General features: G+C 58.9%; 13 protein-coding genes and 1 pseudogene. All 14 read left to right on the top strand.

Annotated features, from left to right (window positions below; translation table 11 throughout):
- Window positions 1-386: 386 nt before the first annotated feature.
- The 14 genes and pseudogenes from IPF85_RS11160 (at window position 387) to IPF85_RS11095 (ending at window position 12,879) form a co-directional block, all read left to right on the top strand.
- Window positions 387-1,394 (top strand): aminoglycoside phosphotransferase family protein, encoded by a 1,008-nt coding sequence (locus tag IPF85_RS11160; RefSeq protein ID WP_343408164.1) that lies wholly within the window; start codon window positions 387-389, stop codon window positions 1,392-1,394.
- A 385-nt stretch (window positions 1,395-1,779) separates the two neighbouring features.
- Window positions 1,780-2,055 carry a BrnT family toxin gene (locus tag IPF85_RS11155; protein WP_343408163.1) on the top strand — a complete coding sequence of 92 codons (276 nt, stop codon included), beginning with the start codon at window positions 1,780-1,782 and terminating at the stop codon, window positions 2,053-2,055.
- Window positions 2,018-2,311: a BrnA antitoxin family protein gene (locus IPF85_RS11150; RefSeq protein WP_343408162.1), complete on the top strand. Its 294-nt coding sequence runs from the start codon at window positions 2,018-2,020 to the stop codon at window positions 2,309-2,311. Before IPF85_RS11155 ends, IPF85_RS11150 begins: the two co-directional genes overlap by 38 nt.
- 239 nt (window positions 2,312-2,550) lie before the next feature.
- A complete protein-coding gene (locus tag IPF85_RS11145; RefSeq protein ID WP_343408161.1) occupies window positions 2,551-2,913 on the top strand; it encodes a hypothetical protein in 363 nt (120 codons plus the stop codon).
- 768 nt (window positions 2,914-3,681) lie between these two features.
- A complete protein-coding gene (locus IPF85_RS11140) occupies window positions 3,682-3,942 on the top strand; it encodes a DUF5661 family protein (protein WP_343408160.1) in 261 nt (86 codons plus the stop codon).
- Window positions 3,943-4,028: 86 nt separating this feature from the next.
- On the top strand, window positions 4,029-4,508 hold the full coding sequence (locus IPF85_RS11135) for a hypothetical protein (protein WP_343408159.1): 480 nt from the start codon (window positions 4,029-4,031) through the stop codon (window positions 4,506-4,508).
- A 292-nt stretch (window positions 4,509-4,800) separates the two neighbouring features.
- Window positions 4,801-5,370, top strand: a complete 570-nt coding sequence (locus tag IPF85_RS11130) for a hypothetical protein (protein ID WP_343408158.1) — start codon at window positions 4,801-4,803, stop codon at window positions 5,368-5,370.
- A gap of 225 nt (window positions 5,371-5,595) precedes the next feature.
- Window positions 5,596-5,937, top strand: a complete 342-nt coding sequence (locus IPF85_RS11125; RefSeq protein WP_343408157.1) for a hypothetical protein — start codon at window positions 5,596-5,598, stop codon at window positions 5,935-5,937.
- Entirely contained in the window at window positions 5,930-6,517 is a 588-nt protein-coding gene (locus tag IPF85_RS11120) for a hypothetical protein (RefSeq protein ID WP_343408156.1), read from the top strand. The genes IPF85_RS11125 and IPF85_RS11120 overlap by 8 nt, the downstream gene beginning before the upstream one ends.
- Before the next feature lie 182 nt (window positions 6,518-6,699).
- Window positions 6,700-7,326 (top strand): carbonate dehydratase, encoded by a 627-nt coding sequence (gene can, locus IPF85_RS11115; RefSeq protein WP_343408255.1) that lies wholly within the window; start codon window positions 6,700-6,702, stop codon window positions 7,324-7,326.
- Window positions 7,327-7,381: 55 nt separating this feature from the next.
- Window positions 7,382-7,552: pseudogene (locus IPF85_RS11110) on the top strand (type II toxin-antitoxin system PemK/MazF family toxin); the annotation flags it as partial.
- A gap of 167 nt (window positions 7,553-7,719) precedes the next feature.
- On the top strand, window positions 7,720-8,256 hold the full coding sequence (locus IPF85_RS11105) for a DUF6790 family protein (protein WP_343408155.1): 537 nt from the start codon (window positions 7,720-7,722) through the stop codon (window positions 8,254-8,256).
- A gap of 105 nt (window positions 8,257-8,361) precedes the next feature.
- Window positions 8,362-8,937 carry a DUF5655 domain-containing protein gene (locus IPF85_RS11100; protein WP_343408154.1) on the top strand — a complete coding sequence of 192 codons (576 nt, stop codon included), beginning with the start codon at window positions 8,362-8,364 and terminating at the stop codon, window positions 8,935-8,937.
- Window positions 8,938-10,074: 1,137 nt separating this feature from the next.
- On the top strand, window positions 10,075-12,879 hold the full coding sequence (locus tag IPF85_RS11095; RefSeq protein WP_343408153.1) for a DNRLRE domain-containing protein: 2,805 nt from the start codon (window positions 10,075-10,077) through the stop codon (window positions 12,877-12,879).
- The last annotated feature ends 26 nt before the right edge of the window (window positions 12,880-12,905 follow it).

Genomic DNA, 12,905 nt, shown 5'->3' with positions numbered 1-12,905 from the left:
CAGGCTGCCTCGCCTGCGTTTGTCAAACGTCCGCCAAAGGCACGCCCGTCTACGATAGCGCGCACGCACACATCACCTCACGTCATGCCCGCGGGCTGATGCCTTGACGGATACTCACGACAGGTCTGTGGTTATGCTGCGAGTGGTCAGTACGGTTTGCCGTCATGAGCAGCGGGTCTCGTTTTGGGGCGTGGTGCTTGGGCGGGGCCTAACATTGGTTCCAGCGGACGGGCCGCGCTGCCCGTTATGTAAGGTCAGGCGTCACCGGCCCGCCGCTGAACTTGGCCGTTATGCGGCTTCGATCAGCGTAGCAGCCTTTGTCTTCGAAAGCTGGATGTGACCCGACATCCTTCTCACTAACTCTCCACATTGATTGGATAGAAGTAATGATGCCGAATCAGGCGATACAACTACCTTGGTTGCAACCGGGCTGGTTTGAGCAGGCCAGCACCTGGATTCACGCTGCGCTAGGACATCAGGGTATTAACGTGACCGGTACCATCGAGCAACCTCAGGTGCATTCGACGGTCCTACGCGTGCCATCAACCGCGGGTGACATCTATTTCAAAGCGACCAGTCCGACCCTGGCACACGAGCCAGCACTCACGCAGGCGCTGTGGCGATGGCGCCCCGATTGTATGCCGCCGGTGCTGGCAGTCGATCTCGCACGCGGCTGGATGTTGATGCCCAACCTGGGGGTGACGCTCCGCAGCCTCGTCCAATCCACGCGCGATCTGGGGCATTGGGAGCGAGTGCTGCGGATCTACGCTGAGGTGCAGATCGACCTGACTAGCCGCGTCAACGAGCTACTGGAACTCGGCGTGCTCGATCGACGCCTCACAATGCTGCCAGACTATTATGAGCAATTGCTGACCGACACCGACGCCTTGCTCATCGGCCATCCGAAAGGCCTCAGCATGGAGGCGTATCAGCGCCTGCGCCAGTTCGCACCACAGTTCCGTGGCATGTGCGAGCAGTTGGCTGGCTATGGCATTCCCGAGACACTTCACCACGAGGATTTCCACGACGCCAACATCTTTGTCCGCAACAATCACTATACACTCGCTGATTGGGGTGAGAGCGGCGTGGCGCATCCGTTCTGCACATTGCTGGTGACGTCACGCGTGATCGCGTGGCGACTCGAGTTGGAGGAAAACGCCCCCGAGCTTGTGCGGCTCTACGACGTCTACCTTGAGCCGTGGACGTGTTTCGCATCGCTTGAGAGCCTGAACGCGGCCCTCAAGCTGGCGTATCGGGTGGGGATGGTCTGCCGCGCGCTGACGTGGCGCCGGGTCACCGCAGGTGAGGGGGAGCCGTTCAAATCCGAGTATGCCGATGCCGTGCCGGGCTGGCTACAAGAATTTCTCAACTATGACATGACACCCACCGTCTAGAAGGGTCTCATCGCGAGGTCGCCGCATAACAACTCGCTGAAGCTGACCCGGCGGGCTGGCGGACAGGGTAGGGTGCCTGGCCCGCTGGCATGCGCGACAATCAGGTGGAGTCTGCCTGCTTCCGCCGGGCAGCTTAGCTCGAGGCCGTTGGGCGGCTCTGCTGAATGAGGAATGAGGAAGTAGGAAGAGGTCGCTGGTTCGGCCAGGCTGGTCGGGTCAGGTGGTGCTTGGGGGGCCGCTGCCCAACATTCCGTACACCGACCGGGAGGATCTGGGCCGGTTGACGATGTTGGCGGCCCCGGCGGCTGACGGTTGGCGTTGGGCGCAACCAATGTCCCTGAGCGGCCGATTTGCAGTAACTACATCCTGTAGTTATACTTGGGCCATGCAATACGAGTGGGACGAGTACAAACGCCTCAGCAACGCCCGCAAGCACGGCATTGACTTTCGCGACGCCGTCGAGGTCTTTGCGGGTGACACGGTGCTGATGGAAGATGACCGTTTCGACTACGGGGAACGCCGTTTCGTCTCACTTGGACTACTTCAAGGACGGGTGATAGTCGTGGTACACGCGGAGGAAGGCAGTGTAACGCGCATTATCTCGGCCCGTAGGGCGACCAAGTATGAACAACGTATCTATTTCCAAGGAATCACTGACTGACTGGGAGCGGTTTGACGCTCTGCAAGATGAGGACATCGACCTGAGTGATGCTCCTGAAATCACGCCGGAGTTGTTCGCCAAGGCGGTGGTGCGGCGCGGGCTCAAGCCGCCGCCCAGCAAGCAGCAAATCACAATCCGTCTGGACGAGGATGTTTTGGGGTGGTTTCGTGCTCAAGGCGAAGGGTATCAGGTGCGGATCAACTCGCTACTACGAGCGTACATGGAGGCGCATCAGACATCACAGACGGCTTCATAGGGCCGTCGGTTTCTCTGTTTTCGTCTAACACCAGCGTGCAGTTGACGGCTGCGCCGGTAAGGTCAGGGGTCGCGTGAGGTTCGCCAGCCGCAGGCGCAGTTGAACCTAGCTGTTAGCCTGCTAATCATCAGCACAAAAGGCGTGTGGGCCTTCTTGCCTTTGTCATTCAAGGACGAGTCAAGTGACAGACGGCGGGCAACGACCCATGCGTGTCCACTCAGAGTTGAAAGGAGCCAAAGATGAGCAACAGTGCGCGTAGTATCTTTGTGTTTGGTCTGTATCTCGCGCTGCTCGGCATTGTCCTGCTGGTAGCACCCAATTTCCTACTGGGGATGTTCGCTCTCCCCGCAACCACTGACGTGTGGATTCGTGTCGTCGGTATGCTGCTGCTCTTTTTGGGCTTTTACTACACCCAATCGGCGCGCAAGGAACTAACCGACTTCTTCCGTTGGACGGTCTATGTCCGGGCGACGGTCATTCTCTTTTTCGCCGCCTTTGTTCTGGCAGGCTTCGCCGAGCCACCCCTCATTCTGTTTGGGGTCGTGGATTTGCTGGGAGCTATTTGGACCAGTTTGGCATTACGGCCGGCGAAAACCGCCTAGGCACAAACCTGGCGCGTGTTCGCATCGCACCCGCCTTTGGCATCGGTGCGGGGCTAACACCGCGTCCAGCCGACTCGCATTCGGCGGCGCCTCGACGAGCGGCTGACGCGAGCCGTTGGGCGACTCTGCCGGAGACCGGAGACCGGTTGGCGTTGGGCGGAGCTTCGATGGCCGTCCACGGGCAGGTGGTTGGAATGGCCCGCTGGTTTGCCCAGGCTCGTCCGGTCAGGCTCTACTGGTGGCACCGCTGCCCAACATTCCGTACACTGACCGGGGAGGATCTGGGTCGGTTGGCGGTGTTGGCGGCCCCGGCGGCTGACGGTTGGCGTTGGGCGGCTCGTTGTAAAATGAATACATCGGCGAGTTGCAGCGCTACGTCAATCTCTGCGAGGGAGCGATCACGCTATCCACCGCCATCACGCCGGGGTCGCATTGCCTATCGGTGCAGCGGGACAAATGCGACTATGAATTCCAGATCGTCGCACCCTGAGCAGCTGCGGAGTGCATAAGATAAAGGCGGCCCAACCGCCCGCCGCTCATGCTCACCCTTGGGCGGCGGCGCATAGGAATCACGTTGCGCTGTACTATTACGGGTCAGGTGTTGTAGAACCCATGCCTGACCCAGGGCAGAAAAGCACAAGGAGGAAACGTAAACGGTCTATCAGTTTCTGTCAGTCAAGCAACCCCAACGATCATTCGTCACAGAAAATTTACCCTGATAAATTCAGGCAATCGCCTGGATGCCCTTACTAAAGGAGAAGAACCTACATGTCAGCCAAACAGCATTTCACGACTGAGCAGGCCCGCGACATTGGTGACAAACTCGGCATTGACTGGAGCCGCTTTGATGTGGAACAGTTCCGCATGGGTTTGGATGTCGAATTGGAGCACGGTCGGCGCGACCCATCCACCGACGTGACGGGCAACGACCCCATCCTCACCGGCAAAATCGCGCTCGCTCATCTCAACGAGTTTGCGGATTACTACACCCGTCTCCTGGAAGCCGACGAGGAACACGGCCAGAACTAACCCGAGCGTGGCTACGTTCCCGGAGGGAAGTCCGGCGGTCAACTAGCGCGGCCTCACTTGGAATACTGTAGCGCGAAGGAAAACCAATGAACTTGCAAAGATGGTCACTCCTGTTCGTTCTTCTGGTCGGAATGCTCCCGGTAGGTTGTGGACAGGTCAAGCCGCAGAAAGGCACCATCGAAGCTGTTGCGCCCGAAGCGAAGGCTTTGCTAGATGCTTTCATGGCTAAAGTCGCTCAAAACGATGTCAACGGTGCTTTCGCCCTCATCGACTCTAAAGCCACTTGGCCGCAAGGGAAAGAGGATGTGCAGAACATCGCTCGGCTCACCGTCGAGGAACTCGATAAACGTAAGGCAAGATATGGTGAGCCTATTGGCGTGGAGTTCATTCAGCAGAATATGGTCGGTGAGTCGTTAACGGAGTTCGTCTATCTTGAGAAATTCGAGCGTCATGCGATTCGTTGGATGTTTGTCTTCTATAAACCCGAAACCGAATGGGTCTTCAATAATCTAACGTGGGACGACAAGGTTCGCCTATTGTTTCCCACGAACTATGATGACAAGTAAAGCCTGCCTACGGCGACCACACTGCTTCGCTGTAAGGTGTTGGCTTGGTTTGCCGTCATGGGCAGCAGGTCGTGTTGGGCAGGTGTGGCTGGGGTACGGGCCTAACATTGTGTCAAGCTGACGGCTGCGCCGGCAAGAGCTTGCCGGATTGCAGACTATGTCGAGCGCAGCCGCAGCTTACGCGGGCCGTTAGACCCGAGTGCCTCATGACGCAGGGCATCCAGGCCTCTGCCGCGTAAATAAGGTGACTGGAGAGGTCACAACTGCACGCAATGCCGAAAAGGACCACACCATGAATGATCTTATCCTTCTCACTTTTCTATTCGCCCCGCTTGTCCTAATAATCCTCATGGAAGCTCGGGATTTGCGCAGATGGTGGCGCCTGGAGATTGACCAATACCACAAATGGTGGCCGTGGATTCGTTTCACCGAACCTGAACTAGGTCAACAAAACCATTTAGCACAGGGGCAGAACCATAAGGCGCGTTGGTGTGTCTTTCGGCTTGAGGAAAAGCAATTGTGTCGTTTTAGATTGCCTTTTGGGTTGTCGGCCCTCGGCACCATCGGACAAATTACCTGGGACGGACACGAAGTTCACGTTGAAGGAAGGATAAGCCGTCTGACGTTAGTCTCACCCTTCATCCTAGCCGCTTGGATGGCGGTCGTGATGGGAACGATCTATTTGAGATCGACCCCTGATTTCAGGCTATGGTCGCTGTTTGCGATCATTGGTGGCGTCGCAGTAGGCATGTGTATCCTTTTTGCTGGAATCTATCTCCTGCACGGCGTGTTCGAGCGTGTATATTTCCGGCGAGCATATCGGGAGATCAAATTGCGTATCTGGCAGACGAAACAAGGTTAGCTCGCACTTTGGCGTGGCGGTAAGGTCTGGGGTCGCGCAAGATAGGCAAGCCACAGACGCAGGTGAACCTGGCCGTCAGGCTGTCCTGCCAGAGATTGGAGACCGGTTGGCGTTGGGCGCCCGATGTGACACTGTGGGGCGACCGGTGGAGGACCGCACGACTCGCCACACACCCAATACGACTCCGAAAAATGACCATGACGACCTTTTGTGAGGGAATTGAGTATGCCGCTTCGGATCAACGAATTCCTTACTTCTCATCATCGCCAACTCAAGAGAGTGGCGACCGCCGCGAGTATCTTCGCTTGGGTGGCCCTGGGATTCTATACCTTCCAAGCCCTGAGCACCTTGCTATGGGTCTATTATCAACCGCGCCTGCAACCCTGGCAGACGCCTCAAGGCGAATCGGTGGTGCGCTTCCTAAATCTGGCTATCAGTGTGATAGGCCGCCTCCTCAGCGGCATTGTGGACTGGCTACTGCTCAAAGGTGTTGCGTTGGGCCTCAACATGCTCGTCGAGACGGACTGCAATTATCGAAGCCAGGCGCAGGGTGAGAACCATGAGTGACGATCTCCGCAGCCAAATGGCAATCAACCTCAGCCGCAAGACAACCGACGAGTTGTTGGCGATTTGGGTTACCAATGACCGCGTAGACTGGTCGAACGTCGCTTTCGATGTGATCAAGTCCATACTTGAACAGCGCCGTGTCGAACTGCCGGCGCAGAATGAACCTGTTCTTGAACACTTGGAACCCGATGAGGATGGGTCTTATGATGTCGGGATACTAGCTGAGAAAGCTGCACATCCAAAAGGTGCCGCGGCCTTTTACCGGCCCACCCAAGTTCTTCGGTTGGTCCAGCGGCTAAACAAGTTCGCGCCACTTGCCGTTGTAGCCACCATTGTTTCGAGTCTTGCGAGCTTGTTCAGTCTTCACCGGAGCATTGCATCGTACTTTGTGGGGAATCCGCAAGGAGATCTCTTGGCTCTATTCATTGCCTTGTTTATTGGAGCCGCGGCGATGGCGCTCCAATGTTGGTTGATCTATTTTACATTGAAATCGGCGGCGGTGATCCTAAAAATCCTGATGGAGATGGAATTCAATAGTCGAATCGGTGCAAATTCGGCATCTCTGGAGCAGCCTGCCTGATCTTGTGATCGGCGGCGGGCGGGGCTTATTTTGCGGGGTGAGTCAGGACAGGGCCTAACACCACGTCCACCTGACGCTTGCGGCGGGGGGATCGTGGGTCGCGAAAGTAGTCTGGCCGCAGGCGCAGGTGACGTTAATTGTTGGGCCTCTGCATATAGTGAAAAGTGCTCTTTGTTTTTCCAATGAATACTCTCTCCCTTCTTTTTGAGAACAACCGGAAATGGGCCGCTCAAATTTCCGAAACTAATCCTTCCTTTTTCTCCAGGCTTGCTCAACAGCAAACCCCGGAGTTTCTCTGGATTGGTTGCTCGGATAGTCGCGTTCCAGCTAATGAAATCATCGGCCTCCTGCCCGGCGAACTCTTTGTTCATCGTAATGTCGCCAACCTTGTAATTCATACAGATATGAATTGTCTCTCCGTGCTGCAATATGCCGTAGATATTCTGAAAATCAAACACATTATTGTTTGTGGTCATTATGGCTGTGGCGGCGTAAAGGCTGCGCTCGAAAGTCAACCTCATGGATTGATCGATAATTGGCTTCGTCACATTCGTGACATTTATCAAAGAAGTACCAGCGAACTTTTTCGGTTTTCTACGGCAGAAGAAAGGATCAATCGGCTCTGTGAGTTGAATGTGATTGAACAAGTAATGAATGTTGCTAACACAACAATTGTTCAAGAAGCATGGCAAAGAAATCAAATGGTAACCATACATGGTTGGATTTATGCCATCTCAGACGGGTTTCTAAAGGATTTGGATGCTTGTGTTTCTTCAATTTCCGATCTGGCAAGGTTGGAAAATCGTTGAACAAAAAAGTAGCTGGTAATAAGGTCAGAACCGGCCTACCAGCGCCGTCAAAGGGTATCCGTTCGAGGTCAACCTGCCGCACGGTTTACCCATTAGTGGCGTCATTTTGGCGGATCAAGTCAAGAGTTTGGATTGGCAAGCCCGTGCCGTGGAGCTCAGCTGCGCCTTGCCAGACGCAGTAACGCGCGAGGTTCTGCAGAAGATTGGCCTGCTGTTGGCCGAGTAGCTCTGTGTACACGCGGAGGAAGGCAGTGTAACGCGCATTATCTCGGCCCGTAGGGCGACCAAGTGTGAACAACGCATCTATTTCCAAGGAGGCGGGGCATGTATCAATCATAGGTACACGGGACATAAGCTCGTACTGCCGTGCCTTTTTGCCTTTGGAGGAGAAATATGAGTGATTTGTTCTTTACATCAGACTTATTCCGCTTTGGCTCAACTTTACTAGGCATCGTCATTTCTTCGTGGGTGATCATTTCTGGTCTCAAAGAGCGAACACGTGGAAAGATCTTTGAAGTCATTACTATGGTTACTTTCGGAATTGGCGGTTTTGCCAGTATTACATCGTTCATCGCGCATTTCTTCTTTTCGGACATGGTGGCCATTTCGATAGGTTGGCCACCAGGCAGTCCATTTCAGAAGGAGGTTGCCGGAGCTAATCTCGCCGTGGGATTGCTCGGCTTTTTGGGTTTCTGGCGACGCGACTTCTGGCTTCCCTATGTAATTGCCAAAACTGCTTTCCTTTGGATCGCTGGTATAACCCATGTAATTGACCTCGTCCAACATCAAAACCTGGCGACGGGCAACGCAGGGCTTACGCTTTACATGGACTTTATCTGGCCGTTGGTTTATATCCTTTTGCTTTGGCTTACAACGCGTTATGGCAAGCCATCTCCACAAGGACTTGAGTACAGAACGCCACAATTGTAAAATCATGGCACATGCTTGGGCAACACCGCCGCCCAACGCAGCGTACACCCAACCGGTGGGATTCGCCCTGATAGAAGGCTTGAATATCCCCAAAGGAGACGACAAATGAACAGTGTTGACAAAGCTATTGAGACTCAACTCGAGAACATTCAGACGAAAACCGGGAAAACGCTCGACGAGCTATACGCCCTCATTCGGAAGAGCGGCCTGACCAAGCATGGTGAGATCCTGGAGTTGCTCAAGCGCGACCTTGGTATGGGGCATGGTGACGCTAACAGGCTCGCCCTCACCTTTCTGCAATCCGATGGTGAACGCGCCGCACAAGCTGCGGTGGCAACGACCGATGATGCCGTGAACGCGCTCTATGCTGGCGCCAAAGCCGACCTGCTGCCAATTCATGAGACGCTGATGGCAGCCATTGCCAGGCTCGGGCCATTTGAGATTGCGCCGAAGAAAACATACGTCAGCCTGCGTCGCAAAAAACAGTTCGCCATGATCGGTCCGGCCACCAAGACGCGCGTCGAAGTCGGATTGAACATGAAGGGCGTTGAGCCCACAGCGCGATTAGTCGCGCTGCCAGCGGGCGGTATGTGTCAGTACAAAGTTGACGTCACCGATGCAAAGGAAGTTGATGAAGAGCTCATGACCTGGATCAGACAAGCCTACGACAGCGCGGGATAACCCTGTCGCGCCGGATCTGTGCCTGGCGGTAGCCACACCTTAGCCAGGTCGGCAACCGGAATAGCAGTCTCCCTCTTGGGCTTAGGCGCCGCGGCCGCCCCTTTCGTCATTACCTTTTTTCTGCTTAGATGAATTGCGAAACGGGGCGGAGAACGCCGCTCAATAACCCCGGCTTGCACCTGATTCGCTTCACTCGGTTCCGCTTCGCTGCGCTACGCAAGCGGGTGAAGCGGAACGTTGGGCGGCCAATGTAACACAGTGGACAACCGGCAAAATGGCGCATGACTCGCCGTTGAAGTATAATGCTAGGCGAGAATGCCATGAATCAACGCACTTCCCCCACGCCAGCAGAGAGCGAACGATGAGAACAGGATTCGTCGAGCGATACGGCAAACTGACCAAACTTGACCGGTCATTCGACCTCGAGTTCTGGCAAGACCAACCAGCCCAGGCGCGTTTCGACGCCACCTGGGAACTGATCGTCCACGCGAACAAGGTTAAAGGCGGCGATGTTCGTCAACTCCGACTTCAGCGATCTGTTGAGGCTTTTCAACACCAACCAGGTTAAGTATCTGGTCATCGGCGGCTATGCGCTGATTCAGTACGCCGAGCCGCGTTACACCAAAGACCCCCCCCCCCCCCCCCCCCCCCCCCCCCCCCCCCCCCCCCCCCCCCCCCCCCCCCCCCGCCCCCCGCCCTTTTTTGCCCCCCCCGGCCCCGCCCCCCCGACCGGGGTCCCCGGGGCGGCCGCGCCTTCCCGGCCCGCCCGCCCCCCCCCCCCCCCCCCGGCGGGGGCCCCCGACCCCCGCCGAAGCTCGGCCCGCCCCACCCCCCCCCCCCACCACCCGGCCCCCCCCCGGGCCCCCCGGCGCCCGCCCCCCCGCCCCGCCCCCCCCCACCCCCCCCCCCCCCCCCCCCGCCCTCTCTCGGCGGGGCCCCCCCCGGGGGGCGGCGCCACCCCGGCCCCCGCGCGCGGGCGCCGCCGCTTCGCCGAGAGCACCTTGCGGGCCGAGGCAACACGCCACCACTATCTAAGCGCCTTCTAGGCTCAGGGATGGGGTTGAATGATTTCTTCAACCGCTGGCGAACCCTCCGCGTCTGCCCTGAGGCAGGCCTGTTCTTGAGGAGAAGGGCGATATGATCACATGGCGTAGACTGCTCCTTGTCCTGCTGATTGCGCTGCTGATAGTCACGGCGGCGCTGGCCGTCTCATCGCCGATCCAGGCCCAGGACCGCCGGTCCCCTGCGCCGCTGACCGAGGCAACGCTCATTGCGGTCAGCGACACCTACCTGGATGAAGCCGACCCCGCGGCCAACTTCGGCGATAGCCGCACCTTGTCGGTCGGTCGCACTGACAGCCGCGTGCCCACGGAGACCCACCTCCTGGTGCGTTTCGATCTTGCTGGCATCCCGGCCGGCGCCATCCTGGACCGGGCCGAGCTGCGCCTCTATCAGCGCGCGGCCGGTGAGTCGGCCAGCTTTGTCATTTACGTGGACGAGGTCAACGCGCCCTGGGATGAAATGGCGACCACCTGGCGCACAGGGCCGCCGGCAACCTATCGAGACGACCCGCCCATGGCGCTCGATCAGGCGACCGGCCTCAAGCGTTGGGATGTGCTGCGCATCGTGGACCGTTGGCTGACTGGCCTGGCGCCCAACGAAGGCTTCCTGCTGCGCGGCGATGGCGCCGCCCCCGGCTTGCGCGACTTCTCCGCGCGTGAATTCAGCGGCCAGGAACCGCTGCTCTATGTCGAGTATCATCTGAACGCGCCCACCGCGACACCCACCGCGACGATGGCCCTGACCGCCACGCCGACCCGCACACCCACCCGCACGCCTACACCCACGCGCACCCCAACCCGCACGCCCACGGCCCCGCCGCTCCAGTTTGCCGACCTGATTGCCACCGGCCTGGAAGTGACGCAGGCGGTGCAAGACCTGAACAACAGCGTGCGCCTGGTCGCCGGCAAACGCACCTTCGTGCGCTTCCACGTGCGTTCCGGCATGAGCGGGTCGCCCTGGGGTACCGCCAAGCTCACCGTCCAGCGCGGGGACGCCGTGGCCGTGCTGACGCCCATCAACGGCGTCCTGGGCAAGATTTTGGTTTCACCCTCGCCCAACCGCGGGGCCGTGGGGCAAGCGTTCCTGTTCGAGCTGCCGGAGACCTTCCGCTATGGCACGGTGAGCCTGAATGCGCAGGTCAAGACGTTGGCCGGCGTGGCCGACTCCACCCCGGCCAACAACTTCGCCTCGGCGCAGGTCAGCTATGAGACCGCCCCTGGCCTGAGCATCGTCATCTTCCGCATCGGCTACACGTTTCAGGGAACCACCTATTACCCGGCGCAGAACCATGTGACCCAATTGATGAGTTGGCTACGGCGGGCCTATCCCACCCCGAAAATCGAGTTCATCGCCAGGGATCTGTACTGGGGCACGATGACGCGGCAATGGGTCGTCAACCCCAACACGGGGCAGGGAAGTTGGCAGTCCACTTCTCCCACGTGCAACGGGGTCAACTTCAAACTGAAACTGCTGTGGGACTTCGATTATCTCACCGGCAAGATATCATCATCCACGCGTTACTACGGCATGGTGGATGATACCATCGCGTTCATGCGCGGGTGCGCGCCCATTCCTGGCAAGGTCGCTTCTGGCCCCACCGGCAGCGGCGCGGGGGGCTGGGATACCGATGGCAGCTACGGCGACTGGTACGGCGGGCACGAGTTGGCGCACTCCTTTGGCCGGCGCCATGCCAACTTCTGTGGCGCAGTGGGCGGCCCCGGCTACCCCTACCCAGGCGGCCGGATCAGCCCGGTGCTGACGGGGCCAACTGCGCTTTACGGTTTCGACGCCGGCCCCCAGGCGGTTTACGGACCAACCTGGACCGACGTGATGACCTACTGCGCCAACGAATGGATCAGCGATTTCACCTTCGAGGCGCTGCTGGACCGGTTCCAGAGCAGAAGGGGCCTGCTGACTGCTGCGACGGCCACCGATCGGCTGTTGGTGAGCGGCAGCATTGACCCGGCGACGGCTGCCGTGGCCCTGGAGTCGTTGTACGTCATCCCGAACGCGGCGGAGATCACGCCGCCTATCCCCGGCCCCTATGCCATCGTGTTGCGCGATACTGACGACGGCGAGCTGGCGCGCTACCCCTTCACCCCCACCGAGATGGAGGGCGGCCCGCTCCTGCAATCATCCGACCCGCGGGAGGTTGAGATGCTGAGCATCAGCGAACTGGTGCCCTACGTGGCGGGCACGGTGCGGGTTGACATCGAGGGGCCGGACGGCGACGTGTTGAGCACCGTCACGGCCGGCGCGAATTCACCGACCGTGACGGTGCTTTCCCCCAACCGCGGCGAAACGCCCGGCGACGGCCCTGTAACGGTCACCTGGAGCGCCTCCGACGCGGACGGTGACCCGCTGACCTTTGCCGTGCAATTCACGCCCGACGATGGCGTTACCTGGCAGATGGTCACGCAGAGTATCACCGGGACCAGCGCGCAGATTCCCCGCGCCAACCTGAGCGCGGGCACGGCGGCGCGCTTCCGGGTGTGGGTCAGCGATGGCATTCACAGCGCCAGCGACATGTCCGATGGCACGTTCGTCGTGCCCAACCTGGCGCCGACCGTCGCCATCGTGCAGCCGGAGGGCGCTGTGGTCATCATGGCCGGGCAGACGTTGACCCTGGTGGCGGATGCCTACGACGCTGACACCGGTAACCTGGACGATGACCAGGTGCGGTGGGAATCGAGCCTCGGCGGCCCGTTGGGGAGCGGCGCGCAGCTTACGGTCGCCGGACTGAGCGTCGGCAGCCACACCATCACCGTCACGGCCTCCGATGAACAGGGCGCGTCCGCCTCGGCAGCCGTGCAAGTGACCGTGCTGCCGGAGGATGAACTGACGCCGCTGCAGGTGTTCCTGCCGGTGGTGCAACATTAGGCGACTGCAGTTGGCTGTTTTGGTGC

Origin of the sequence: Candidatus Amarolinea dominans, from assembly GCF_016704685.1 — a bacterium.
Classification (GTDB): Bacteria; Chloroflexota; Anaerolineae; order SSC4; family Amarolineaceae; genus Amarolinea; species Amarolinea dominans.
This window is presented reverse-complemented; position numbering and strand designations above follow the sequence as displayed.